Source organism: bacterium (genome assembly GCA_041648665.1).
Lineage (GTDB): Bacteria > UBA10199 > UBA10199 > 2-02-FULL-44-16 > JAAZCA01 > JAFGMW01.
In genome coordinates this window covers 1-22,777 of record JBAZOP010000017.1, presented here as the reverse complement: position 1 = coordinate 22,777, position 22,777 = coordinate 1, and the positions used below count along the sequence as shown (strand labels likewise).

Annotated in this window: 45 protein-coding genes; 40 read left to right on the top strand and 5 right to left on the bottom strand. The window is 65.6% G+C overall.

All coding sequences use genetic code 11. The features are described from left to right. Positions 1 to 549, top strand: coding sequence for a hypothetical protein (locus tag WC683_07850; GenBank protein MFA4972513.1), 549 nt, complete (start codon positions 1 to 3; stop codon positions 547 to 549). Here WC683_07850 and WC683_07845 read toward each other — a convergent pair. The 4 genes from WC683_07845 to WC683_07830 form a co-directional block, all read right to left on the bottom strand. Continuing rightward, a complete protein-coding gene (locus tag WC683_07845) occupies positions 514 to 1,638 on the bottom strand; it encodes a tyrosine-type recombinase/integrase (GenBank protein MFA4972512.1) in 1,125 nt (374 codons plus the stop codon). The two genes, WC683_07850 and WC683_07845, sit on opposite strands and share 36 nt — an antisense overlap. Positions 1,639 to 1,725: 87 nt before the next feature. Next, complete coding sequence (locus tag WC683_07840) at positions 1,726 to 1,893, bottom strand: hypothetical protein (GenBank protein MFA4972511.1); 168 nt, start codon at positions 1,891 to 1,893, stop codon at positions 1,726 to 1,728. A gap of 109 nt (positions 1,894 to 2,002) precedes the next feature. Then, positions 2,003 to 2,884, bottom strand: coding sequence for a hypothetical protein (locus tag WC683_07835; protein ID MFA4972510.1), 882 nt, complete (start codon positions 2,882 to 2,884; stop codon positions 2,003 to 2,005). A 131-nt stretch (positions 2,885 to 3,015) separates the two neighbouring features. After that, positions 3,016 to 3,372 carry a helix-turn-helix domain-containing protein gene (locus WC683_07830; GenBank protein MFA4972509.1) on the bottom strand — a complete coding sequence of 119 codons (357 nt, stop codon included), beginning with the start codon at positions 3,370 to 3,372 and terminating at the stop codon, positions 3,016 to 3,018. 110 nt (positions 3,373 to 3,482) lie between these two features. Here WC683_07830 and WC683_07825 point away from each other — a divergent pair, with 110 nt between their 5' ends. Both WC683_07825 and WC683_07820 read left to right on the top strand, forming a co-directional pair. Further along, positions 3,483 to 3,737: a hypothetical protein gene (locus WC683_07825; GenBank protein ID MFA4972508.1), complete on the top strand. Its 255-nt coding sequence runs from the start codon at positions 3,483 to 3,485 to the stop codon at positions 3,735 to 3,737. Then, entirely contained in the window at positions 3,734 to 3,925 is a 192-nt protein-coding gene (locus tag WC683_07820) for a hypothetical protein (protein MFA4972507.1), read from the top strand. Before WC683_07825 ends, WC683_07820 begins: the two co-directional genes overlap by 4 nt. On the opposite strand, the gene WC683_07815 is transcribed toward WC683_07820, so the two are convergent. Continuing rightward, the gene (locus tag WC683_07815; protein ID MFA4972506.1) at positions 3,915 to 4,103 is read right to left on the bottom strand and encodes a hypothetical protein; all 189 of its coding nucleotides are present in this window, start codon (positions 4,101 to 4,103) and stop codon (positions 3,915 to 3,917) included. The two genes, WC683_07820 and WC683_07815, sit on opposite strands and share 11 nt — an antisense overlap. A 90-nt stretch (positions 4,104 to 4,193) precedes the next feature. On the opposite strand from WC683_07815, the gene WC683_07810 reads away from it, so the two are divergent. The 37 genes from WC683_07810 to WC683_07630 all read left to right on the top strand — a co-directional run bounded on the left by WC683_07810 (position 4,194) and on the right by WC683_07630 (position 22,734). Next, positions 4,194 to 4,454: a hypothetical protein gene (locus WC683_07810; GenBank protein ID MFA4972505.1), complete on the top strand. Its 261-nt coding sequence runs from the start codon at positions 4,194 to 4,196 to the stop codon at positions 4,452 to 4,454. After that, positions 4,451 to 4,738 carry a helix-turn-helix domain-containing protein gene (locus tag WC683_07805; protein MFA4972504.1) on the top strand — a complete coding sequence of 96 codons (288 nt, stop codon included), beginning with the start codon at positions 4,451 to 4,453 and terminating at the stop codon, positions 4,736 to 4,738. Before WC683_07810 ends, WC683_07805 begins: the two co-directional genes overlap by 4 nt. After that, positions 4,738 to 4,953, top strand: a complete 216-nt coding sequence (locus WC683_07800) for a hypothetical protein (GenBank protein ID MFA4972503.1) — start codon at positions 4,738 to 4,740, stop codon at positions 4,951 to 4,953. Before WC683_07805 ends, WC683_07800 begins: the two co-directional genes overlap by 1 nt. 20 nt (positions 4,954 to 4,973) lie before the next feature. Further along, the gene (locus WC683_07795) at positions 4,974 to 5,228 is read left to right on the top strand and encodes a hypothetical protein (protein ID MFA4972502.1); all 255 of its coding nucleotides are present in this window, start codon (positions 4,974 to 4,976) and stop codon (positions 5,226 to 5,228) included. Beyond that, the gene (locus tag WC683_07790) at positions 5,225 to 6,217 is read left to right on the top strand and encodes an ERF family protein (GenBank protein MFA4972501.1); all 993 of its coding nucleotides are present in this window, start codon (positions 5,225 to 5,227) and stop codon (positions 6,215 to 6,217) included. The genes WC683_07795 and WC683_07790 overlap by 4 nt, the downstream gene beginning before the upstream one ends. Before the next feature lie 13 nt (positions 6,218 to 6,230). Next, positions 6,231 to 6,908 carry a hypothetical protein gene (locus WC683_07785; protein MFA4972500.1) on the top strand — a complete coding sequence of 226 codons (678 nt, stop codon included), beginning with the start codon at positions 6,231 to 6,233 and terminating at the stop codon, positions 6,906 to 6,908. A 1-nt stretch (position 6,909) separates the two neighbouring features. Next, positions 6,910 to 7,374, top strand: a complete 465-nt coding sequence (locus tag WC683_07780) for a hypothetical protein (protein ID MFA4972499.1) — start codon at positions 6,910 to 6,912, stop codon at positions 7,372 to 7,374. Beyond that, positions 7,371 to 7,562, top strand: a complete 192-nt coding sequence (locus WC683_07775) for a hypothetical protein (protein MFA4972498.1) — start codon at positions 7,371 to 7,373, stop codon at positions 7,560 to 7,562. The genes WC683_07780 and WC683_07775 overlap by 4 nt, the downstream gene beginning before the upstream one ends. Then, complete coding sequence (locus WC683_07770) at positions 7,553 to 8,113, top strand: phage antirepressor KilAC domain-containing protein (protein ID MFA4972497.1); 561 nt, start codon at positions 7,553 to 7,555, stop codon at positions 8,111 to 8,113. The genes WC683_07775 and WC683_07770 overlap by 10 nt, the downstream gene beginning before the upstream one ends. Beyond that, a complete protein-coding gene (locus tag WC683_07765) occupies positions 8,079 to 8,861 on the top strand; it encodes a hypothetical protein (protein MFA4972496.1) in 783 nt (260 codons plus the stop codon). Before WC683_07770 ends, WC683_07765 begins: the two co-directional genes overlap by 35 nt. 11 nt (positions 8,862 to 8,872) lie before the next feature. Then, a complete protein-coding gene (locus WC683_07760; protein MFA4972495.1) occupies positions 8,873 to 9,184 on the top strand; it encodes a hypothetical protein in 312 nt (103 codons plus the stop codon). After that, complete coding sequence (locus WC683_07755) at positions 9,181 to 9,942, top strand: ParB/RepB/Spo0J family partition protein (protein MFA4972494.1); 762 nt, start codon at positions 9,181 to 9,183, stop codon at positions 9,940 to 9,942. Before WC683_07760 ends, WC683_07755 begins: the two co-directional genes overlap by 4 nt. A 13-nt stretch (positions 9,943 to 9,955) precedes the next feature. After that, positions 9,956 to 10,369, top strand: coding sequence for a DNA N-6-adenine-methyltransferase (locus tag WC683_07750; protein MFA4972493.1), 414 nt, complete (start codon positions 9,956 to 9,958; stop codon positions 10,367 to 10,369). Further along, positions 10,347 to 11,234 carry a hypothetical protein gene (locus WC683_07745; GenBank protein ID MFA4972492.1) on the top strand — a complete coding sequence of 296 codons (888 nt, stop codon included), beginning with the start codon at positions 10,347 to 10,349 and terminating at the stop codon, positions 11,232 to 11,234. Before WC683_07750 ends, WC683_07745 begins: the two co-directional genes overlap by 23 nt. Then, on the top strand, positions 11,231 to 11,740 hold the full coding sequence (locus WC683_07740; protein ID MFA4972491.1) for a hypothetical protein: 510 nt from the start codon (positions 11,231 to 11,233) through the stop codon (positions 11,738 to 11,740). Before WC683_07745 ends, WC683_07740 begins: the two co-directional genes overlap by 4 nt. After that, a complete protein-coding gene (locus WC683_07735; GenBank protein MFA4972490.1) occupies positions 11,740 to 11,976 on the top strand; it encodes an HNH endonuclease in 237 nt (78 codons plus the stop codon). Before WC683_07740 ends, WC683_07735 begins: the two co-directional genes overlap by 1 nt. Beyond that, positions 11,973 to 12,290 carry a hypothetical protein gene (locus WC683_07730; protein ID MFA4972489.1) on the top strand — a complete coding sequence of 106 codons (318 nt, stop codon included), beginning with the start codon at positions 11,973 to 11,975 and terminating at the stop codon, positions 12,288 to 12,290. Before WC683_07735 ends, WC683_07730 begins: the two co-directional genes overlap by 4 nt. Then, positions 12,287 to 12,766, top strand: coding sequence for a hypothetical protein (locus tag WC683_07725; protein ID MFA4972488.1), 480 nt, complete (start codon positions 12,287 to 12,289; stop codon positions 12,764 to 12,766). Before WC683_07730 ends, WC683_07725 begins: the two co-directional genes overlap by 4 nt. Further along, complete coding sequence (locus WC683_07720; protein ID MFA4972487.1) at positions 12,763 to 13,440, top strand: hypothetical protein; 678 nt, start codon at positions 12,763 to 12,765, stop codon at positions 13,438 to 13,440. Before WC683_07725 ends, WC683_07720 begins: the two co-directional genes overlap by 4 nt. Next, the gene (locus WC683_07715; protein ID MFA4972486.1) at positions 13,433 to 13,714 is read left to right on the top strand and encodes a hypothetical protein; all 282 of its coding nucleotides are present in this window, start codon (positions 13,433 to 13,435) and stop codon (positions 13,712 to 13,714) included. The genes WC683_07720 and WC683_07715 overlap by 8 nt, the downstream gene beginning before the upstream one ends. Beyond that, positions 13,711 to 13,866, top strand: a complete 156-nt coding sequence (locus tag WC683_07710; protein ID MFA4972485.1) for a hypothetical protein — start codon at positions 13,711 to 13,713, stop codon at positions 13,864 to 13,866. Before WC683_07715 ends, WC683_07710 begins: the two co-directional genes overlap by 4 nt. 77 nt (positions 13,867 to 13,943) lie before the next feature. Beyond that, positions 13,944 to 14,294 carry a hypothetical protein gene (locus WC683_07705; GenBank protein ID MFA4972484.1) on the top strand — a complete coding sequence of 117 codons (351 nt, stop codon included), beginning with the start codon at positions 13,944 to 13,946 and terminating at the stop codon, positions 14,292 to 14,294. Continuing rightward, positions 14,284 to 14,460 carry a hypothetical protein gene (locus WC683_07700; protein ID MFA4972483.1) on the top strand — a complete coding sequence of 59 codons (177 nt, stop codon included), beginning with the start codon at positions 14,284 to 14,286 and terminating at the stop codon, positions 14,458 to 14,460. Before WC683_07705 ends, WC683_07700 begins: the two co-directional genes overlap by 11 nt. 246 nt (positions 14,461 to 14,706) lie before the next feature. Beyond that, positions 14,707 to 14,937, top strand: coding sequence for a hypothetical protein (locus WC683_07695; protein MFA4972482.1), 231 nt, complete (start codon positions 14,707 to 14,709; stop codon positions 14,935 to 14,937). A 17-nt stretch (positions 14,938 to 14,954) separates the two neighbouring features. Further along, positions 14,955 to 15,149: a hypothetical protein gene (locus WC683_07690; protein ID MFA4972481.1), complete on the top strand. Its 195-nt coding sequence runs from the start codon at positions 14,955 to 14,957 to the stop codon at positions 15,147 to 15,149. Next, a complete protein-coding gene (locus tag WC683_07685) occupies positions 15,146 to 15,373 on the top strand; it encodes a hypothetical protein (GenBank protein ID MFA4972480.1) in 228 nt (75 codons plus the stop codon). Before WC683_07690 ends, WC683_07685 begins: the two co-directional genes overlap by 4 nt. Beyond that, a complete protein-coding gene (locus WC683_07680; GenBank protein ID MFA4972479.1) occupies positions 15,370 to 15,747 on the top strand; it encodes a hypothetical protein in 378 nt (125 codons plus the stop codon). The genes WC683_07685 and WC683_07680 overlap by 4 nt, the downstream gene beginning before the upstream one ends. Positions 15,748 to 15,750: 3 nt before the next feature. Beyond that, on the top strand, positions 15,751 to 16,242 hold the full coding sequence (locus WC683_07675) for a hypothetical protein (protein ID MFA4972478.1): 492 nt from the start codon (positions 15,751 to 15,753) through the stop codon (positions 16,240 to 16,242). Continuing rightward, positions 16,235 to 17,794 carry a hypothetical protein gene (locus tag WC683_07670; protein ID MFA4972477.1) on the top strand — a complete coding sequence of 520 codons (1,560 nt, stop codon included), beginning with the start codon at positions 16,235 to 16,237 and terminating at the stop codon, positions 17,792 to 17,794. The genes WC683_07675 and WC683_07670 overlap by 8 nt, the downstream gene beginning before the upstream one ends. Beyond that, the gene (locus tag WC683_07665; protein MFA4972476.1) at positions 17,791 to 18,213 is read left to right on the top strand and encodes a hypothetical protein; all 423 of its coding nucleotides are present in this window, start codon (positions 17,791 to 17,793) and stop codon (positions 18,211 to 18,213) included. Before WC683_07670 ends, WC683_07665 begins: the two co-directional genes overlap by 4 nt. Beyond that, positions 18,210 to 18,500: a hypothetical protein gene (locus WC683_07660; GenBank protein ID MFA4972475.1), complete on the top strand. Its 291-nt coding sequence runs from the start codon at positions 18,210 to 18,212 to the stop codon at positions 18,498 to 18,500. Before WC683_07665 ends, WC683_07660 begins: the two co-directional genes overlap by 4 nt. Continuing rightward, a complete protein-coding gene (locus WC683_07655; GenBank protein ID MFA4972474.1) occupies positions 18,500 to 18,694 on the top strand; it encodes a hypothetical protein in 195 nt (64 codons plus the stop codon). The genes WC683_07660 and WC683_07655 overlap by 1 nt, the downstream gene beginning before the upstream one ends. Positions 18,695 to 18,856: 162 nt before the next feature. After that, the gene (locus tag WC683_07650; GenBank protein MFA4972473.1) at positions 18,857 to 19,168 is read left to right on the top strand and encodes a hypothetical protein; all 312 of its coding nucleotides are present in this window, start codon (positions 18,857 to 18,859) and stop codon (positions 19,166 to 19,168) included. After that, entirely contained in the window at positions 19,165 to 20,868 is a 1,704-nt protein-coding gene (locus tag WC683_07645) for a portal protein (GenBank protein MFA4972472.1), read from the top strand. Before WC683_07650 ends, WC683_07645 begins: the two co-directional genes overlap by 4 nt. Positions 20,869 to 20,878: 10 nt before the next feature. Then, on the top strand, positions 20,879 to 21,556 hold the full coding sequence (locus WC683_07640; protein ID MFA4972471.1) for a hypothetical protein: 678 nt from the start codon (positions 20,879 to 20,881) through the stop codon (positions 21,554 to 21,556). After that, on the top strand, positions 21,553 to 22,059 hold the full coding sequence (locus WC683_07635) for a hypothetical protein (protein ID MFA4972470.1): 507 nt from the start codon (positions 21,553 to 21,555) through the stop codon (positions 22,057 to 22,059). Before WC683_07640 ends, WC683_07635 begins: the two co-directional genes overlap by 4 nt. 9 nt (positions 22,060 to 22,068) lie before the next feature. Beyond that, on the top strand, positions 22,069 to 22,734 hold the full coding sequence (locus WC683_07630) for a hypothetical protein (protein ID MFA4972469.1): 666 nt from the start codon (positions 22,069 to 22,071) through the stop codon (positions 22,732 to 22,734). Positions 22,735 to 22,777 lie beyond the last annotated feature (43 nt).

Here is a 22,777-nt window from a genome sequence, read left to right as displayed (position 1 = left end):
GTGCGCTCCCGATCCTCCTGGCGCTCCTGGCCGGGGCTCTCCTGGGCGCGGGCGCGGTGGCTCTGCTGGGCGTGCGTCCTGCTCGCGCTCTTTCTGCCGCGGCCACTGCCCGCGCTGACGCCGAGCGAGACCGCGCTGATCGGGAGTTTGCTCGAGGAGTCGCGACAGCTGCAGCTGACCTTGCAGGAGCTCGGGCGGCAGTCGAGCGAGCAGAGTCTGCTGAGCGCCGAGCTCGAGCAGAAGCTGACGCAAGCCGAGCAGAAAGCGCAGCAGCTCGACGCGAGGCTACAGCTCTGGCAGGAGCACTCCGCGGAGCTCTCGGACTCGCTGGAGACGCTGTCGTCGGAGCTGGCAGCATCGAGGAGCTCGCTCGCAGCGCTGAGGAGCGATCTGGACGCATTGTCGAAGGCCTCCTCCGCCTACAAGCGCTCGGCGGAGTCGAGGATCCTGGCGCTGGAGAGTAGCGCGCGGACGTGGCGCGTCGTCGCGCTGGCCGGGATCCCGGCCGCGGTGCTACTCGGGGCGCTCGCGGTCCTTCTCATTCCATAGCCCATCGAGTGCCGATCGCTGCCCGATGATGCGGAGGACTCGCTCCTCCGGCGTCGCCTGGTCGTAGCGCTCCGTCATCGCGATCGACTGGTGGCCCAGCATGTAACGCAGGGCGTCATCGGGGATGAGTCCTCTCAGGCGCGTCTCGTACGTGTGCCGAAGGGCGTGTGCGCCCAGGAAGCGTCCGCTCACGGAGATCCCAGCCCGCCCGGCCGCGACGCCCCACGCATGAGCCAACGCCGACGTGCTCCCATGTCCGCCGTGGAGACCGTGTACCACGAAGTCGGGGTAGCGCGTGGCTCTCCTCCACCAGGTCAGGAGCTCGACCGTCCGCTCCGGCAGGAGCGCCGAGCGCGGCTTCCCGTTCTTTGGCGGCCCGATGGAGCCATCGCGTTTCACGGCCTGGACGATCAGCACGGCGGGGATGTCGAAACGTATGTGCTCCCACCGTAGCCCGCAGACCTCCCCGAGTCGCATGCCGGTGGTGGCCATGAGCAGGTAGGCGACGGCCTGGCGGCCGCTGCCCCAGATCCGGACGAGCTCCTCCCTTTCTGGAGGGAACAGCAGGGCGAGCTCCTCGAGGGAGAGCGCGTCGCGGTGGCGGAACACTCGACCGAAGGGCTCAACGTCGTCAGCGGGGTTGTGCAAGAGGAGGCCCGAACGACGAGCATCGCGCAGGATCATCCGGAGGGAGAGGAGGATGTGGTTCCTGGTCTGGTTCGACCTTTGGATCCTGCTGATCCACCGCTCGATGGTGACCGGGGTGAGCTCGGAGAGCAGTGTCTTGCCGAGCGACGGGAGGATCCACCGGTCGAGGTGCGTCTGCCTGTCAGCCGCGGAATGCTTCCCCATGCTCCTCCCCCTCGAGCGCTGTCGGGTGAGGTAGTCGGATCCTTCACGGTAGAAGCCGTCCGCGAACTCCGCCAGTGTAAGCCGGGCGCCGCGTGGTGCGCCGATGATCCGGTCCATGAAGTCGATGGCTTTCCGTTTCGACTTCTCGCCGGTGGAATGCCTGGTCTTCTCGCCTCGCAGGAGGTAGTACCAGACCTCTCCACGGCGGTGTAGCGTGTAGGGTTTCGAGTACCGCATCGCGCCTCCTCCCTGTCGCAGAAATGTCACAGTCGGCCTGAGCGGCCGCTCGATCATGGTAGGCGGAAATGCCGCAAGTGGTTCATGTCAGTGGACTTGCACTTCGGCACCTCCTCTCTCCGCGGAGAGATACGATGAGTAGATGCCGGCGATGGCCGCCGACACCTGCGGAAACCGGGGCCTGGCGAGGTCGTCAGGCGCCGCCTGGCGCGAAAGCGGCCTGTCCTGCGGCGGCGTCTCTGCCGTAGCTGTCACACGTCGTGTCACACCCGGGGCCGGCGCGGTCGTCTGCCGGCGTGGAATACTTCGCGTCGGTTTTCTGGAATGGAATCGCACGGTTGCCCCGCATTCAGTCTTGCCCCCATCATCGCCCGCTGTACGAGGAAAGCGACGCACGCGCGTCCACGGCCACGTTCGAGACCGGCTCGATGTAAGTGGAGCCGTAGAACGTGAAGTAGATCTGGTCGCCCTCTTCGATGGTCACTACGTCCGATGTCCTGTATTGGCCCGTATACTCGGCGAACCAGAAGCTGATGTACCCTGACCCGGGACTGACTTCTTCCGTGTCGGAGTGGCCGTCGCGCATGCCGCCGACGGGCTCACCGAGCGTCGCGCACCAGATGTCGTCGTTGCCAAAGAAGTAGAGGCTGTCCGCCTCCGTCTCCCACTCGATCAAGAGCAGATCGCTTCCGCACCTGTTCGAGACCGTGAGGAGGGTTCGGTTGTGGAAGGTGATTGTTTCGCCGGCGGTGGCGTTCCAGTCGACGATGCTGTCCGTGAACTTCACCAGGTCCACAGGCTCGTAGTCAAAGGAGATCTCGTCGTCCGTGGACTCGACTGTGATCGTCCGGAAGCGTTCGAGCTCAAACTGCTCCCACGTCTGGTACTGCCAGGGGATCACCGTGACGCTGTGAGAGGAATCGTTCTTGAATCGATAGGCGTACAACCGTGCGAAGCGTGCAGTGATCTCGAGGTCCCACTCGACGACGATAGTCACTGGGTTCTCGCTGCCGATTATCCCGTCCCATCGGTCGAAGACATATCCGTTCGCGGGGAAGGCCGTGAAGGTCGCCGCCGATCCGTCATCCCACGTTCCGCCCGAAGGTACCACCGAGCCTGACGCAAGAGGGCTAACCGACACGCTCACTGTGTGCGTCTGCTGGAGTGGTGGCTCGATGAGCTGGCAGGCGGAGAACAGGACGCAAGAGAGAGGAAGCACAAAGAGCAGTGGCGATCGGCGCACCATGGCGGCCTCCTCTGGCCATCCTATCACGAATCACCGGCCGTGCCCCTCGCCTCAGGGATTTCGCACACCAGCCTCAGTGTACTCCCGATCCGGGAAAAGGGAGCACCACGCCGAACCGATGATGGGGAATCTCATGCCCTGGTCGCTTCGGCACCTCTCTCTGGGTTGGCGTTCATCCTGGCGAAGCATCGGTCGACCAACATCTCAATGGTCTCAATGTCGTGGTCTGAGAGCGCCCCAAGGCGCCGGCAGAGCCGCCTGACCCTGCCGTTCTGCAACTCGGCCCAGTATTCCTGGCCGGTGATCAGGTAGTCGAGCGATACGCCCATTGCCACTGCGATCCTGGCGGCCTCTTCCACGTTTGGCCTGCTCTCGCGATCGAACCAGGATCGGATGGTGCTGTACGCGATCCCCGACTTCTCGGAGAGCCGCTTGGCCGCGCCGTACTTCTCTGGGCTGTACTCACTCTCGCGAATGACCTCCAGCATCTTGAGCAACGAGCACTCCTAACCCCTCCCCACACAGCAACATAGTGCAATTGCGGAGAACCGCTAAGTTCCTATTGACAAGAATACGCAAACGCGCTATCTATATGGCCGTGGCGCTGAAAGAAACACGCAATCGCGTTGAGACTCTGGCCCTGAGCGTACCCCTGGACCGCGACGAGCGCAGTCGCCTCGACAAGGCTTGCGGTCCGGGCCGCCCGATGAAGCGGGGTGCGTGGGTGCGCGAGGCGATCCTCGCGGCGCTCGACCGCGAGGAGGCCGCGAAAAACAGGATCAATCGGCCTGGGATCCGGATGCACTCGCCGCGCCTGACGGTCCCGGACGAGAGAGAAGGAGAAAAGCGATGAGAGGCCACAAGAACAGTGCCCCCCTGGCGGAGAAGACACCCAAGGAGCCACCCCGCCAGGTGGTCGACTTCAAGCGCATCGTGGACGTGCTCGAGGCCGCCGGGTGCGAGGTGAGAGAGATCAAGGACGTCGAAGGCTACCTGACGGTCGTCCTCAAACGCGCCTGCTGGAAGTCCGTCAGGCCTTGAAGAAGTCCGGCCAGATGTACGCGCCGAGCTTCCGCGCTGCCTTCAGGAATCGCTCCGCTGTCTCTTCGGGATCAATCGACGCCGTGATGAAGTCCGGCTTCGCGGCCAGGATCTTGGTGAGCAGGTCGAAGCTCTCGCGGCGAGCGTCTTCACTGTTGACCGGTTTTCCTGTGTTCATGCGGGCCCTCCTGTTCGGACGTCTGACTGGGATACTCACCGATCTCCAGTCTACGCCGGCGGGAGGGCCCCTGCAATTCGGGGGTCAAGCATGAGCGTCCGCTTCAGCTTCACCGTCGACGACGAAACCGCCTCTATCCTCCGCGCCATCGCGAAGGTCCAGCGCCGTACCGTCGGCAACCTGGCCGTCGTGGCGATCGAGGAGTATGCGGCCAGGAAGGCCGGCGAGCAGAAACGCCTCCAGACGCTCCGGAAAGCCCGGAAGGTATCCCAGGACCAGGAAGAGGGTCAGGACGCGCTCCCAGTACACGCGAGTACTCCTCAAGACGACCAGGCGGGGGGTCAGGCATGAGCGCGGCAGGCGTAGCGGCCACCATCCTGCGGCACCTGGTCCCGGCCCTCGAGGCTGCCCGCCTGGAGCTCGAGCGGAAGGCCGCTGACGAAGCCGCCCTCGGCGCCGACGCACGGCCCAGGGTCTTCGATATCTCCCAGGCAGCCGAGTTTCTGCATACCTCCACGACCACAGTCCGCCGCGAGATGCAGTCTGGCCGCCTGCCCTACAAGCGGCTCGGCGAGCGGGTCTACGTCCTGAGCGAGCGCGCCCTCCTCGACTGGATCGACCAGAGGGCCGGCTGATGTACTCCGACACCGAGATCGACCAGGCCGCCGAGAGATACCTCGATAGCGAGTACGCCGCGCCCGAGATGCGTATCCCGTTCCATGTCTACCTGAACTGGAACGTCCGCCCAACCCATCACAACCACCGGGAGGAGAAAGGGGGTGCCGCTTCCGCAGTCGCGCGGGTCGCCGTCGCGATCCGCAGGACAGCGGGACGTCGTCCGTCTCGCTGATCGGTTCACAAGGAGTACCCATGGCAACGATCGAGATGAAGCTCACGGTCAGGGACGTGAAGCTCGTCATCAAGGCCGACTGGCCCATGCCCATCGACAAGGCCGGAGAGCACATCACCGTCAAGTCCATCCGGCTCGACCAGGCGGACAGCGACATCCTGCAGCTCCTCGAGGGGGCGACCCTCGACCACATCGAGCGCGCAGTGCGCTGGTGGGGCGGCGCCGAGACGCTGTTCCCGATCCTCACCCCGCCAAGACAAGGAGTAACCCCATGAGTGACACTCAGGTATCGACCGAGCGCGTGTTCAGCGCAGAGAACCTGATCGCGCAGGCCATTGGCAAGGGCCTGCCAGTTGACGCCATGGAGAAGCTGCTGGCGATGCGGCAGCAGATCAAGGCGGAGCAGGCGCGGGAGGCCTTCTTCGAGGCCCTGGCCAGGTTCCAGTCCAACTGCCCGAGCATCGCCAAGACCAAGGTCGTGTACGGCCGCGACAACAGGACTATCCGCTACCGCTACGCGCCCCTCGACACCATCGTCGAGCAGATCAAAGGGCTGCTGCAGGAGTACGGCTTCTCTTACACGATCAAGAGCCGACAGGACCCGCAGGCCGTCACCGCCATGTGCGAGGCCCACCACGCCGGTGGCCACGTCGAGATCAGCGAGTTCTCGATCCCGATCGACCCCACGGCCTACATGAACGACGCGCAGAAGGTCGCTAGCGCTCTGACCTACGCGAAGCGGTACGCCTTCTGCAACGCCTTCGGGCTGATGACGGCTGACGACGACGACGACGCCAACAGCGTCGACGACCACGAGCCGCCGGCGCGCGAGCAGAAGCAGGCCCAGGCGCCAAGTCACAACGGCGGTCGGAAGCGGCCGGCAGACCAGATGGAGGTCATCAAGGAGATCACGGCGCTCGTGAAGGAGCTCAATCTGCCCGAGGAGCAGCGGGTCCCCTTGCGGGAGCGCATCGAGCAGGCGAAGAGCGTGGATGAGCTGGTGAAGGTCAAGGAGCAGGTCCTGGCGACCCAGAAGCCGGCTGCTGGTGCAGAGCCCTCGCCGGCGCAGCAGACGCAGCCGTCGCCGGCTGTCGAGGCCAAGCCCGCGACGGAAGCGGGCAAGCCCCCCGCCAAGAGTCAGCGTGAGCGGGACATGGAGAAGCTCGACCAGATCAAGAAGTCGGCAACGGATGCGGAGCGTGTGGGCGGGGAGACCAAGCAGCAGGAGATGGACATCCCCGAGCCCATCGACCAGGTGTGGTGAAAGGAGCAACAGCATGGCAGCAGACAAGGCTCGAAAGAGCGACCGCGGACATCAGATCTACCGGCTGAAGGACGGCACCCGCGTACCGGGATGCACGACGATCACCGGGGTCATGGACAAGCCCGCCCTCGTGAAGTGGGCGAACAACCTGGGCCTCCAGGGGATCGACTCGAGCAAGTACGTCGACGCCCTCGCGAACGCGGGCACTCTGGCGCACTACCTCGCCGAGGAGATGATCGCCGGTGAGGAGGCGGACCAGAGCTACCTCGACGAGTTTTCCGCGGTTGACCACGACCGGGCGGAGACGAGCCTCATCAAGTTCCTGGACTGGATGAAGGAGCACGAGATCGAGGTCCTCGGCCGCGAGCTCCAGCTCGTGAGCGAGAAGCACCGATTTGGCGGCACCTGCGACATCTACGCGCGCATCGATGGGGTGCCGACGCTCGTGGACATCAAGACGTGCAAGGCCCTGTACGGGGCCGCCGACGAGAAGTGGAGCCAGCTCGCCGGCTACCACCTGCTCCTCGAGGAGAACGGCTACGAGGTGGCGGAGGACTACATCCTCCGGATCGGTCGTTCCGAGGACGAGGGTTTCGAGTACGCGCGGATGCCGAACCTGCAGGGGCACATCGCGCGGTTCCTGATCTGCAGGGACCTGTACGACCTGAACAACAAGCTGAAGGCTGCCTGAGATGGTCCGCCTGGTCGCCGGGGATGGCGAGACGATCTTGCGCGCGGCGGTGGTAGTGGTGATCTGCCTCTCCGCGACTGTCGTGGCGTGCTCTCTCCTGGCGATCGCGGTGGGCCTGGTCTGGACGAATCGTCGGGGGCGGCGCCAGGGGTTCCACACTCCTTACCCTGGCTCGGCGGGTAACGACCGCACGCCCCCGTTTTCACGGGGCTGCAAGGCGAGCGCGGACGATGGACAACGGCGCTGCGGGTTCGATTCCCGCCTCCCCCATAGCGGAACGCCGGCCGCGAGCCCGCCGTTGGCGGGCACCCCGCAGGGGTCTCTGGCGCAGGGCTGGCCACCTGTCGCTACGCTCTTTGATCACTCAACGAGGGCTACGCGTGTGCTGGAGCGGAACAACCTTCGTAGAGTCTCGCATGACAAGGCCTGGCCCACCGGCGGGGCCCGGAGAGGAGTCTTTCCATGAAGGGAGCCGAGACTCACGGAGCCACGAACGATCCGCTGGCGCGCGCTGGAGAGGGCACGACGGTTCGCGTTCTGACTGAGCGCTGCCCGCGCTGCGGCGCCCGCCTCGAGGAGATCCGGGAGAGCTACACGAGAAAGAGGATCGCTCTCCGGTGCCGAGGCGGGTGCAAGCCGGCGGTGTGCGGCTGAATGGTAGCGGTCAGCGGCAAGGGAGGGGATACGTGAAGGACGACGTGACGACAGAAGGCGACGGATCTGATCTGGGGTTCATCGGGCAGATGGACATCCTCCTGCGGCAGAGCACCGCGCTTCTACAGGAAGCACGAATCAGGCTCACTAGGAAGACCGAGAACGAGAGCATCGGACGCGCGGTCACCGAGGCCCGCGGCGGGACGAAGTGGTACACGGTCGACGAGGCGGCCAAGGAGATGGCGCTCGACCTCGGGAACGGGAAGCGTCTGGGGCAGAACCAGCTCTACGCCTACCTCAGGAACACCTCGGCCGTGATGCGCAAGAAGGACCCGGTGAGCGGATGGCTCTACCACCGGCCCTTCCAGGAGCACGTAGACGCCGGCCGGATGAAGCTCGAGGACGTGCCAACTCGGCAGGAGACCGAGGACGGCATCCCGAAGGTGCAGCGCCGGACGCTCATTTCCCCGAAAGGGCTTGCCTACTTCCGGGGGAAGATCGAGGCCGCTATCCAGGATGGAGTACTCGATGATCTCATCGTCGTCGACTGACCTCACCAGGATCGAGCGGATCCGGCTCGAGCAGTACGAGAAGATCATCGAGCGCGGGAAGCAGACCTTCATCGAGGTCGGAGGGGCGCTCATGTCAATCCGCGACTCGCGGCTGTACCGCGCGACGCACGACACCTTCGAGGACTACTGCCGAGAGCGGTGGGGGTGGAGCCACAGGCACGTCAACCGCCAGATCCAAGCCGCGGAGATCGCCGGACGAATGGGACCCATGGGTCCCAAACCGGACAACGAGCGCCAGGTCCGTCCCCTTGCCGAGCTCGAGCCCGAGGAGCAGGCCGCGGCATGGGATGAGGCGGTCAAGACCGCTCGCCCCGGCCGGGTGACCGAGAAGCACGTGCGCGGCGTGGTGGAGAAGCGCAGGAAACTCGACCCGGAGAGGCAGGCCCGCGTAGACGAGTTCAACGCCAGGATGCGGCGTCGGGATGCGGAGGCCAAGGAGACGCAGGCCAGCAACCCTGGGGAATCGCTCGAGGACATCGATGACGTCTTGCGACGTGCTGACGCCTACCTGAAGGAACTCCAGGAAGCATCCGAGCGCTTCTCTCATCTCAGGATCGCCGGTAACGCGGACGACGCGATGCAGACGAGCATGCTCGACCTGGTGCGGCGCTACATCCTGTCCTTCGAGCCCGCCGCGCGCAGGGTCGAAGTCGCGCACAACCTCATCAAGGCGATCCGGGTTCTCATCCACGAAGTGAACGACGAGCCGAAGAACGCCTCGGCGTGACAGGAGGAACGATGAAGCACAAGGTACCGACCTCGAAGCAGGTCATGCTCCGGAAGGCCCGGAACCGCCGGCGCAACGCCCGCGCCAAGCTCGCGAGCGTGAAGGCGCCCGTGGTCCGCCGGCAGCGGCGACTACGGCGACTGAGATCCACATGGGCGCAGCACGGCATTGAAGTGTGGACGCATAGGAGCCGTCTCGAGAAGCGCAGAAGCGGGCGAAGCTTCGGGCACCGCGGGTCGAGCCGGACACTGAGCGCGGAGCGCGCCCGGGCTGAGCGCAGGAGGCAGCGGGCGCATCGGCGCCTCATGAGGAGCAGGACATGAAGGTCAAGGAGATCCCTCTCAAGAGCATCGTGGTCACCAAGAACGTCCGGCTGGATCCGGATGAGGAGCTCGGCGGGCTGATGGAGTCGATCGAGAAGTTCGACATCCTCCAGCCCGTGCTCGTCGTCCCCCTCGAGGACGGTCGCTACGAACTGGTCGCCGGCCACCGTCGCCTCGCGGCCATGAAGGCACGCAAGGAGCCAACCATCCCGGCGATCATCCGCTCTGACGTGAGCCGCTCGGAGATCCCCTACCTGAAGCTTATCGAGAACGTGCAGCGGAAGGACATGAGCGCCAGGGAGGTTGCCGCGGCCCTTGACTCGATCAAGGCCACGCGCCCGGGCATCTCGGCCTACCAGCTCGGGAAACTCGTGGGAAAGTCGGACGCCTGGGTCTACGACACGTACTCTGCCGCGAAGATGACGGAGGAGCTCCTTGCCGCGGGGGTGTCGGAGGCGGAGCTCAATGGTATGTCAAAGACGGATCTGACGAATCTTTCGCGAGTGAGGGACGTGGACGCTCGGATGAAAGCCGCCAAGAGGGCCGTCGCAGGTGACAAGGCGGCGATCGGTGAGTCGCGGGAGATCCGCCGGCGGGTGGCCAGGATCGACCGGAGCGGCGGCATCGCGATCATGGGCGGGGAGGGCTCGCTCACGATCCATGTGGTGTGCGCCAACGCGGAGGCCCGCGACCAGGCCATCGAGGCGCTTCTGCGACTGAAGGCGAAACGGATCAGGCCGGAGAATCAGCGAGCATAGGGGCAAAAGCAGCGTGGCCACGGGACGCAACTATCAGACCTGGCGGACGCCGCCGGACCTGTACGCTCGGCTCGACGCCGAGTTCCGCTTCGACTGCGACCCCGTGCCGGCCGACCCGACGCGAGACGGCATGTGCGCGCGCTGGGGGCGGTCCGTGTTCCTCAACCCGCCGTACCGGGACATCCCGCGGTGGCTCCGCCGCGCGGTCGGGGAGTGGCAGCGAGGGGCGACCGTGGTCGCTCTTCTGCCCGTGAGGACCGATACGGCCTGGTTCCACGAGCTCGTGCTGGGGACCGGCGCGGAGATCCGCTGGATCCGGGGCAGGCTGCGATTCGCAGGTCACGCCGGGGCGGGTAGGCCGACGTTTGCCAGCATGGTCGTAGTGTGGCGAGGGGGAGGGGAACGTGGAAGTGCAGCAGTGCCTTGATGGCCTGGAGGACGAGCGGACGATCTTCCGGCACCCGAAGGACCGCGAGCATCCGTACGTCATGGTCGCCAAGGCCACCGCGATGGACGTGCGCGTGAGTCCGGCCGCCAGGTGCCTTCTGATCGTCATGCTGTGCATGCCCGACGACTGGGACTTCAACGTCCGGCACTTGGCAAGGAAGTTCGGCGCCAACAAGGATACCGTCGCCGTCCTCCTGCGCGAGCTCCTCGAGGCGCGGTACGTCGTCAGGCAGCAGACTCGTCAAAAGGGACGATATTCCGGGTCCAGATACCTGGTTTTCGAGCATTCCACCGTGTCCGAAAACACCGTGTCCGAAGATACCGGACACGGTGAAACCGTGTCCGGTGAAACCGTGTCCGGTACTTTCGGACATACTGATACTCCGGATCCGGAGACTGAAGACAGAGAAGAGAGAGAGAGTCCCTCTCCCATGGATCCACCTCGTGAGCAGGATTCAGATCAGAACGCCGGCGCCGTGTTCCTGAGCTACATCGATCGGCTACACCGGAAGGCCCGCGGCAGGAAGCTCGCCATCAGCCCCAAGGACCAGGTCCGCCTCCTCGAGCTCCTCCAGACCCACGGCCACGCCGCCCTCGGAGCCGGCTTCCGCAGGTTCATACAGACCGCCCCGCCGAACAAGCACGCACACTGGTTCCTCGAGGACTTCGAGACTGCCTGGGCCCCACCCCAGCGTCCCGAGGCGTCATCTCGGCCTTGCCCGGCCTGCGGCAAACCCATGGCAGGCTTCACGTGCCTCTCCTGTGGGGCCGGTCCCGGTGAGGAGCCAGGTCCGCGCGCCACCGCCGAGGACCTGGCCGAGCTCGCGGTGGGGGTGCGCCCATGACCGAGCGACACACGCGCCTGATCGCCTACCAGGACGCACTCGCTGACCGAGGGGCCCCTGCTGAGGATCCTGTGGCCGCGGCGAAGGCTCGCCACGATGCTGAGCTCGACGCCGTGAGCCTCCGGGATCCTGGCGTCTGGACGGCCGAGCAGCTCCGCAGAGTGATCGAGATGGCCACGCAGTACTTAGCGCCGGTGGACATCGAGGACGCGACCGGCATTCCGGAGCACGAGATCGTGGTCGGGCTGAAGGCCGTGTCACGCAAACTGGAGGCGTGGTGCGACGGGAAGCGGAAGGCCAAGACGCGGTACGGCGAGAAGGCTATGCGGGATGCCCAAGTCACGGAAGCCGCCGAGCTCCACCTGATGGGCTACGGCTGGGCGCAGGTGGCCGAGGCTCTGGACCTCAGGAAGGTCGTGGTACTGCACGTCATGTGCGAGACCAGGCGCGGGAAGAACGCGATCGACCGAGTGAAGGCGAGGCGGAAATGGAGGCGCACGTTCTGATGAGAGCTCCCCCTGCCAAGGTCTGGCGTCGGTATCTTCGCTCCAAGGCGTGGAAGGAGCGGCGGCTCGAGGCGATACGGCGCGCGGGCTACCGGTGCCAGGTATGCGGGCGTGTGAACTTCGACGATCGGGAGTACCAGGTGCACCACCGGTCCTACGAGCACTTCGGCGCCGAGCGTCCCGAGGAGCTCATGGCGTTGTGCAAGCGGTGCCACAGGAGGGTGAGCACGTGGTGACCTTCCGCTGTCGCACCTGTGGCCGCTTCACCTCTCGCCGCGGTCCCTGCCCGATCTGCCGGGTGTACGGGGCGCCGTGGGAGCCGACAGACCGGGTGGAGATCCACCTGTACGGAACGGTGGCGACGTTGACCCGTGACCGGGACCGGTGGCGTAAGGAGGCGCTGACGCTGCGGGAGGTGTACCGGGCAGCGATGGCCGAGTCAGACAGGGCGCGGGCGAAGGTGAGGAGAGCGGAGTCGGTGGCGAGGCGCATGGAGCGGTGGGAGGGTGTGCTGCGGCGCTGCCGCAAACTGATCGAGGAGGAGACATGAGGTACTGGATTGGCGAAGACGACCAACTGGTGGTAATCAAGAACGATACGAACGGGTTCCCGCCGCCATGGCGCGAGGTCATCCCGGTGGTGGTGGGGAGCCGGGAGTTCGCAGCCGTGATGATCTTGCGCGGCGAACAGGTCTGGAACGACGGCCTGGGAGAGAGCAACGCGGGCCATCGGCGCGGAGAGACTGAGGCGAGTATGTACTGCCTCCTGCACGACTCCGCAGCGCTCGGGCTCGACACGGGCTGGTATCTCCTCCCTCCCTCCCCACCTCCGCTCAAGCGCTGGGACAGGGTGCGCTGGTGGCGCGGGAAGGACAGCGGGACGGGGACGTACTGGGACAGTGAACGTGGTTGGGAGTATCCACACCTCGTTTTCATCGGGGAGGCGAGCGAAGACCACTACCTCTCCGTCGAGCGCGTGGAGCGCCTTGACCCTGATGTGGAGCGCATCGAGGAGGCCGAGCGATGAGCGAGGTGGTCTGGGCGTGGCACTTCGTGAAGGACGACGGGACGCGTGCGCAGGACGGGGTGAAGGAGATCATCGGGAAGACGTACAGCGCCAAGGGTCCGCTTGTGATGTGCGAGAACGGGATGCACGCCAGCAAGCGGATACTGGATGCTCTCCAGTATGCACATGGCAGTCTGGTGCGACGGGTGGAATGCTGGGGAGAAGTCCAGATTCAGCCCGACAAGTTGTGCAGTCGGCACCGCAAGCCGCTGTGGCAGGTAGATGCGACTCGGATCCTGCATGAGTTTGCCTGTCGGGTGGCTGAGGATGCACTCAAGCTGGCCGGGGTGACGGACGAGCGATGCTGGCAGGCGATGGCGGCCAAGCGTCGGTGGCTGGCGGGACAGGCGACCGACATGGATTTGGCTGCGGCCTGTGATGCGGCCTGGGCTGCGGCCTGTGATGCGGCCTGGGCTGCGGCCTGGGATGCGGCCAGGTATGCGGCCTGGGCTGCGGCCGGGGCTGCGGCCTGTGATGCGGCCAGGTCTGCGGCCTGTGATGCGGCCTGGGCTGCGGCCGGGGCTGCGGCCTGTGATGCGGCCAGGTCTGCGGCCTGTGATGCGGCCAGGGAACGGTACAACGGATGGCTAACGGAGATGGTGGCAGCGGAGCACAAGGAGCGCTGCGATGAGTGACGTGCTGACGACGGAGGAGTGGCAGACGGTAGGCAAGTCTCGCGGGTGGGACTTGGTGGACCGGGACAAGCTTGTCGCCATCATCGACCGTCTCGTCTCCGAGGTCACGCGCCTTCGCCGGGAGCGGGACCGGCTGCGGCGGGCGGGATACCACGAGGCGCTTGATGCCGTCGAGAAGCATCTGCTGATGGACGACTACGCTGACATCGTACTGGACACGAGCTTCGACTTTGAGGAGTTGCGGGCCCGCTACTCACGGGAGGAGGAGCGATGACCGCCAAGACCATACTGGCGCAGTGGCTTCGCGACCATGGCTATGACGGGCTGTGCTACGCGGACTGCGAGTGCGGGTGCGGGGTGGACGACCTAATGCCGTGTGGAGAGACATGCGAACAGTGCACTCCGGCGTTCAAGGCGATGCAATAGAACGGCATAGACGAGATGTACTTCGTACGCCGCGAGGACGCCGAGAGATGGGTCGCGGAGCAGAAGGAGGCCAAGCGATGAACGCGGCAGAACTGGCAGCGGTAAAGCAGCGGGCGACCGGCGAGCCTGGGTATCCGGCGAGCCTGTCTGGATGGTTGGATGACGCAGCGAAGGACCGCCACGCCCTCCTCGCCCACGTCGCCGCGCAGGAGGCGGAGATCAAGCGGCTGCGGGAGGCGCTTGGGAATGTGCACCACATAGCGCACCACCGGCCTACCAAAAACATCCTGCCAGAGATTCACCGAATCACCGAACCCTATCACATCTACCAAGATGACCCAGCCGCGATGGGGACGAAGGACCACAGGGGTGTAGTTGCATGGCTAAATGATGGCGAACTCGCGAAGGCGGCCAACCATGAGCAGTGACTACATCAGCGTCGAGGAGTACGCCGAGGTCTGCGCGGAGCGGGACCGGCTGCGGGAGGCGGTGGAGGATCGACTGGTCGCCATTGCAGCATCCCGGAACGACATAGAACTGGACGCGATCAACGTCTACCGTGCTGCGCTGAAGTCGCGGATGGAACAGCCGTGATCCTCGTGTACCTCCTTGGCGTAGCGACGGGAGCCGGGATGGTGTTCGTGGGGCTGGCGGTGGTGATGAGGAGGGTGAGATGACCCGGCAACTGTGGCAACGGTGGCTTCGCTGGTATCGTGTAGACGGCGGGTCGCGGCGGTGGCGTGAGATGATTGTCCATCTGAGGCGGCACTCGCTGATCTACTGGTTCGAGACGTTACTCATATGGTGGCAATGTCGCGGCTGTGTCCCAAGGAGGAAGCGATGAGCATGAAGTGCGTGGACGCCATCACTCGCTACTTCCCTGAGATACCGGAAGGCGACCTGATGACGCTGTTGTGGGGAGCGACATGCTTCCCGTTCGGTTCGGATGAGCAAGTCGAGGCGCAGTTGCGCGAGCTGCACGAGCTGGGTATCACGACGCTCGACGGGGCCTTGGCTCACGCCGAGGCCGTGACGGCTGCTGCGATGGCGCAGATAGGGAGGAAGCGATGACCCGACCGTCGAGGTGGGTGACCGTAAGGAGCGTGACCGGCGAAGTGGTGCGTCTCCGCCGTAGCCGTGAGCACTACTTGGACGACCTGGCGCTGTACGCCTTCTCCGAGGCGCGGCGTCAGGCGCGTAGGGCGCGGGAGGCGGAGGAGCAACTGCGAATAGCAATGGCCTTTGTGCCAAAGATTGACGACGACGACGAGTGTACGCTGTGAGGCCCCTACTCCTGCTCGCCGCCTGCCTCTGCCTCTCCGGGTCTGCCGCGCCTGGGCCGGTGGACCGCACCATCCTGGTCTGGCACGAGGAGCTTCACAACGGCGAGTGGTGGGTGCCCTTCGCGGTGGGTTCGCAGCACGGGGTGGCGCGGTGCGGGACGGCGGAAGAAGCGAGGGCGCTCTACGCGGTACTCGCGGCGGTGATGGTGGGAGGGGAACGATGAAGATCACGCTGGCCCAGTTGGGTACCCTGCAGGAGGCCCGCCGCCTTGCGGCCATGGAGCGCTTCCTCAGCGGCACGCCGCGGCCGAAGCCGAACGCGAAGCCGGTCACCGCGACGGCGCTGGAGAGAGCGACCAAGCTGGCCTACGCCGAGATCAATCGAGCGATGCGAGTCGCGTTCAGCCAGATCGTGGACATGCTGGTCTTCGGGACCGCTGTCACCCAGGTGTATGCGGACGGCCGGGTGTACCGGGTGGATCCACGAAAGCTCTACGGGCGGCAACCTTTCCCCTTCCTCTGGAGGTGGAGGAGGAACCCGAAGCCCGTCTACGGCCGAGGGCACGGGGAGGACCGCACAGAGGACCTCACGGAGTAAGCGGTGCCGGAGACACGGCGACGAAAAACGACGGAAACCCCACGCAAAGGGGCCAGGGGCTGCAAGGTCTGCCAGCACCCCAAGCGGGCCCTCATCGACAAGCTCCTCGTGAAGGGCAAGCCGGTCAACGCTGTCGCAAAGGCCTACGGGCTCACAGAGGCCTCGGTCCGCCGGCACGTCAAACACATCCGGGCCATGGTGACCAAGGCCCAGGCCCAGAGAGACAGACGCCGGCGCCTGGCCATGCTCAGCGTGGAGGAGGACTACGAGCGGGACGGCCGCGAGCTCAACCGCCTCATCGAGGCGTCGACGAACGTCGAGGAGAAGCAGAAGTGGTACCTGGTGAAGTTCCGCTGGTACGACCTGGGCCTCAAGTACGCTTTCCTGTCGGCCTCCCTCAGGAGGCGGTCCGTGTCTGACGGGAAGGACAGCGAAAAGGAACGTCTCCCGGAAGCCGTGCAGCGCGTCATCGATGCCGTGGTGAGCGATGCGTAAGGAACCCCTCAGGCCACCCGACGCCGAGCGCATGCAGCGCGCCCTCGACGGGTACAAGGTCGCCCTGAACGGGTGCAAGACAAGAGGGCAGCGTGAGGCGGCGACCAGGGAGCTCGGCGAGCGGGACCTGTTCTTCTTCCTCCGCTACGTCTACAACCGCGAGGACGTAGAGAAGCCGTGGGTGTTCGCGCGATGCCGGGAGTGGCAGCGCGAGAACGATGGCATCGCGGACACCTGGGCCCGTGAGCACTACAAGAGCTCGATCGGGACCCACGGCGGGATCCCGTGGGGCATCATCCACGACGTGGAGCGCACGTACGGGATCCTCTCCTTTACGCGGCCGATCGCCAAGGGTTTCCTCCGGCAGATCAAGACGGAGTGCGAGACGAACCCGGCGCTGCACGAGCTCTGGCCGGACATCTTCTGGAGAGACCCCAAGCGTGAGGCGCCGAAGTGGAGCGAGGACGACGGCCTGGTGTTCAAGCGCCTGGGCAACCCCAAGGAAGCCTCGATCGAGGCCTGGGGTATCGTGGATGGACAACCGACCTCGAAGCATTTCACCGACGTCGACTATGAGGACGCGGTCACGATCGACTCGGTGCGCACGCCGGCGATGATCCGGAAGACGCTGGACTCCATCCGGCTCTCGTTCAACCTGGGCACGGAGCATGGCCGCCGGCGGCTTCGGGGTACGATCTGGCACTACGCGGACCCCGTGCTCGAGCTCATCAAGGACGGGGTCTTTCGGCAGCGGAAGTACACAGCGACGTACGATGGCACAGAGTCCGGAGAGCCGGTCATCTGGACCCGGGAGCACCTGGCGGAGAGGATCAAGGAGCTCGGCCCGTACAACGCGGCGTGCCAGCTATTCCTGGATCCGAAGCAGTCGAGCATGGAGGGCTTCCGGGAGGAGTGGCTGCGCTACTGGCGCGCGGACCGCTCCAAAGGGCTGAACCTCTACATTCTTGTGGATCCGGCCAACTCGAAGAAACTGGGCAGCGACTACACGGTGTTCTGGGTGGTGGGTCTCGGCTCCGACCGGAACTACTACCTCATCAACATGATCCGCGACCGGCTGAGCCTGACGGAGCGGGCCAACGTGCTCTTTAAGTGGCACCAGCAGTACCGGCCCGTGCAGGTCGGCTACGAGCAGTACGGCCTCCAGGCGGACATCGAGCACTTCCATGACCGTATGCAGCGGGACAACTACCGCTTCGGCATCAAGCCACTGGCCGGCCGGCTGAGCAAGACGGAGCGTATCGGACGTCTGGTCGCGCCCTTTTCCGCGGGGCGGATCTGGATCCCGGAGTCGCTACCGTACACGCAGTACGACGGGGAGCTGGTAGACCTGGTGCGGGTCTTCCTGCAGGAGGAGTACAAGGCGCACCCATTCGAGGTGCACGACGACATGCTCGACGCGCTGTCGAGGATCATGGACGACGAGCTGGGGGCGGCCTTCCCTCAGGGAGAGGAGAAGGACCCGATGAAGTTGAGCGCGCCCCCGCAGGAGCAGTACGACCCACTGAGGTGGGGACTGGGAGGGAGACGATGAGTAAGATCAGTGTCAAAGCCGTGGACCTGGGCACGGGAGGGGCGTGCATATGCCTGGCCAACGCTCAGTGGCCAGTGCAGTACCTCTCGACGTCGGAAGCATGGTTCCTGATGGCGCGCCTGGACAAAGCGCTGTCGGACGCGCGGCAGTTGAAGCCGAGCGCCTCGACGGATCCGCTGCTGTCAACGGAGATTTTCCTGAGGCAGAATCCGGACCCGATCGAGCCTGTCAAGATGGCTTGGCGTGCGGAGGATGAGAAGGCACACGTGACCGAGGCGGAGTGCGACATGGCGGCCAGCATGGAGAACATCTACATCAAGCTCAACGAGGTCATCCGCGTGGTGAACGTGATCACGGACGCAGCTGGGAGGCGGCCGGGAATGATGGACGCGATGGATATCTCACGGGAGGGGACATGAGCGAACAGAAGATGAAAGGCGCCGCGCGGAACGGCGCAGGGAACGCGTGCATCCACTGCAAGCACAGCATGACGACGCCGGAGATGGCGCCGCAGGGGCTCGGGCGGTGTATCCGCTACCCGCCGGCGGCGTTCCCGATGCAGGGCCAGGGCGGCCAGATGGGAGCGATCGCGGTCTGGCCTTCGGTTCGCCTGAACCACGACACCTGCGGGGAGTTCCTGCCCGGGAAGATCGAGCTCGCCTCGACGATGCCGGCGCTGGAGTTCCCGGTGCAGAAGGAGCCCTGATGAGACAGCCGGAGACCGTAGAGGACCTGATCGCCTGGTTCCGCAGGACCGTCCTGTCCGTGCCGTACGGCGAGGTCGGCATCGTCGCCTACCTCAGGGACGGCCAGGTCGCCACCATCAAGCGGATCTACAACGAGACCAAGCGCATCGACGGCCAGATCGAGAGCAGCCGTGTACGGGAAACGGTGGAGTGACCCCGTTGACAGGTGCTGCCGTCCTGGGGTAGATTCGCGCTGTTGAACCATCGTGCCAACCCGGAATAACCGGCGGCGCGGGGGGCCAACGAGTAGCTGACGACCAGGCAGAGAGCCGTGGTCAAGTACTCGCCCCCCGCACTGCCTGTTCCGGGAGGCACCATGTCGGATCCAGCCAGTACCCAGCCCCAGGACATCGGTCAGCAGATCTCGAGCGCTCCCGACAAGGTCTGGAAACGTCTCCGCGAGGCCCTCCGGGTGAATACCCGGGAGGAGGCCGTCCGGCTCGTCGGCAGCGATGACGTCGCGGCCGAGGCAGCCAGGAGCATCCTCGCGGGCTCCGAGACGGTCCTCACCAAGCCCATCGCCGAGACGAAGAGCATGCTCGGCCAGGCCGCGGCTCCGCGGCGAGGGCCCGAGGACGTTCTCTACCCGAGCGCGGGACGGCGGGGCGGCGGGAGGCTCACGATTTGATCGCCTCCGCGCCCGAAGTAGTCGAGGACCACATCCGGAGAAGTACCGAGCTCGCCCGAGAGCGCGAGCTCTGGAAGCCGCTCTGGCAGGACATCACCGACTACGTACTGCCGCGCAGGAGCTTCTGGGACATCGAGGCGACGAGCGGCCAGGTGCCGGCCACGAAGTGCTACGACGGCACCGCGATCGGAGACCTTCAGCTCCTCGTCGACGGGATGCAGGGGAACCTGGTCTCTCCCGCGTTCCCGTGGATGCGCCTGGTCATGGAGGACCGGAGGCTCCAAGTCCTCCCGGGCGTGGCGGACTACCTGGAGGGAGTCGAGGAGATCTTCCTCGCCTACTACCAGCGCACCGCCTTCTACGAGGCGATGAACGAGTTCCTGATGGACCTGGCCTCCATCGGGACCGCGGTCATGCTCGTGGACGACGACATCACCAACCGTTCGATCATCTTCTCCACGCGCCACATGAAGGAGTGCTACATCGCGGAGAACCGCAACGGCCAGGTGGACGTGCTCTACCGCGTGTACACGATGCCGAACCGGCAGATCGTCGAGACCTGGCCGCAGGCCGTGGACGATCGGCGGCGCGAGGCCGCCAAGACGAACCCCTTCACCAAGGGTCACATCCTGCACGCCGTGTTCCCCTCCAGGGACCAGTCATTCAGAACGCAGCGCGACCCGCGGCACCCGTACTCGTCCATCTACATCGACGTGGACATGAAGACCCCGCTCGATGAGGGCGGCTACGAGACGTTCCCGTACCTGGTCGGCCGGTGGCGGAAGAACAGCGACGAGGTGTACGGCCGCTCGCCGGCGGCCGACGCGATCCAGGACATCCTCCGGGTCAACCAGATGGCCATGCACCTCCTGCAGTCGGCGCAGATGGCCAGCATGCCACCGCTCATGGTGCCAGAGGCGCTGCGCGGCAAGGAGCGACTCGTCCCGCAGGGCTACAACTACTACAGCAATCCCGATGAGAAGATCGAGACGATCGACGTCTCGCGGAACTACCCGATCGCCCGCGACCAGGAAGAGGCGGTCCGCCAGCAGATCCACGAGATCTTCCGGGCGAAGATCTTCCTCCTCCTTCAGCAGCTCGAGCACGGCCCGTACACGGCGACCGAGATCCGGCAGCGGGTCGCCGAGCAGGCCGCGGTCCTCGGTGCCATCATCGGCCGGTTCAACTCCGAGGTCCTCGTGCCCCTCGTGCGCAGGAGCTTCCTGATCCTCAAGGCGAACGGAGCTCTTCCGGCGCCCCCTCCTCAGCTGCAGGGACGGATCAAGGTGGAGCTCCAGGGGCCGCTCGCGCAGGCGCAGCGGCGCACCCACCAGAGCCAGGGCGTGGACGCCGGTCTCGAGCTCCTCGAGCGGCTCGTGAAGCTCTCCCCCGACGGCATGGACAACGTGGACGACGACGAGCTCTACCGGATCGGCATGGACAGCGCCGGGATGCCGCAGCGGATCATCCGGGAGATCCCGGACAGGGAGATGAGGCGCAAGAGGCGCGCCGACATGCTCGCCAAGCAGCAGGCCGCGCAGTCCGCGGCCGTCGAGGACGCGCAGATCATCCAGAACACCGACAGCCTCAACCAGCCCGTGAAGCAGGGATCCATGCTCGAGCAGATCGCCAAGCAGGCGGCCGCGCGGCGGGGCGCCACGACGGGCGCGCCCCAGGGCGCAGTACCGGGCGCGGCATAGGAGAGAGAAGATGAGCGTGCTGTACACACTGGACGCGAACTACTCGGCCCTCACCGAGGCCGAGGCGGCCGAGCTCGTGCCCGTCCTGGGCCTGGGCTCCGGATACCTCAAGGCCGGCATGGTCGTGCGGGGGAAGCTCGCCGGCAAGGTGAGCAAGGCCGAGGGGCCGGCCACCGCGCGCTTCATGGTCGTCATCAGTCCGCGTAACTGGGCGGCTTCCCACGTCTACGCGGTAGGCGACCGTGCGACCAACGACGACCTCAAGGAGTACATCTGCACCGCGGCCGGGACCTCCGACTCGAGCGGGGGCCCAACGGGCAACGGGGACGAGATCACCGACTCCGGGGTCACCTGGGGTTACGTGAGGCAGGCTCCCGTTCTGATCGACACGCACGAGATCTCCCTGGCCGAGGGCGAGTACACGGACGCGCCGTGGATGCTCGAGTTCGAGCTGCACGTACGGCTCTCGAGGGACACCGGCAGCACCTACCACCAGTGGCACCCGACGGTCGTGAGTACCGCGCAGCTGCGGTCCCCGGTCATCCCCGCGGCGCTGCTCCTGCCGGCAGAGGGCACGTACCCGGTCATCGTGGAGACCGACGAGGACAACGTGCTGCACGTGCTCTACCAGCCGGAGCTCGAGACCGGCTCCATCACGTGCATGACCTACGTTCTGGAGGTCCTATGAGCGCCAAGATCCACCTCTACAACGCTCTCGCGAGCGGGACGGCTGTCGAGCCAAAGGCAGGCTACGTCTATGTCGTGACAAAGGTCACGTTCGAGAACGAAGGGGACGTTGTCGGGACGGTGCTGGCTGGGTGCCCCGGGAAGGCAAACCTCGTCGAGGGGCCGATCCAGCCAGACAGGGGACGACGCTGGGAGGGGACCTACGTCGTCGAGCAGCCCGACTACCTCACCGTGGTCGCCGAGCCCGAGGGTTCGGTTCGCTGCATCATCGAGGGCTACTTCCTCGTCGATGTGCAGGTATTCGCCCGGCAGGGCGCGGGCTCCATGGATGAAGCCTACGCGTCTGCCGGGGTGCTTCAGATTCAGGATTCACAGCTCGCGAAGATGACGTATCTGACGCTCGTTGAGCTCAAGCAGATACGCGCGATCCTCGAGGCGCAGAGCGGTCACGGTCCGGACCGTGACGCGGCGGCGGCAGAGGTCGACCGCGAGCTCGGATCATAGGAGGGTACCATGGGTACTCCAATCTCGGGGAAACCTGGACTCGTCGGTCCGGTCTCCAACGGTCAGCCGGTCGAGGTCCCGGTCGATGACTTCGGCAAGATCCTGATGGCTCCGGGCGCCCCGACCTATCTCGAGTGGACGCGGCGGGGCTACATGTACTCGACCGTGACCAGCCCCGCGGCTCCGGCGGCGCTCCCCATCTACAGCACGGCGACCAACTCGCCCACGCTGTGGAACCCGCCGTCCTCGAACAAGATGGTGATCCCCATCCGAATAAACTTCGGCATGGCGGCGATCGCCACGTACCTGGACAACAGCTACATGCTGGCCTACACCCCGGCCGCGTCGGAGGTGGCGACGGGCGGCACGTTCGCGTCCTTCACGAACATCGCCCCCAAGAACCTCCTGCTCAACGGTCCGGCCTGCCAGGCCCGGTACGCAGGAGCGGCGGTCACCTGGACCACGCAGCCGACCGTGCTGATGAACCTGGGGCTCAGCTCCTGGGCAGCCGGCACCGAGGCTAACCTCGAGTTCGCGTGGCTGCACTACGACTTCGACGGCATGCTCATCCTGCCGCCGGCGACCGCGATCTCCGTCGTGGGCGTCGTGGCCTCGTCCTCGACCTACGTCGTGAGCATCGTGTTCGCGGAACTGCCGCTGCCTGCCGGCATGTAAACAGGCGAGACCCGCGGGTGGGGCAACCCGCTCGCGGGTCTTC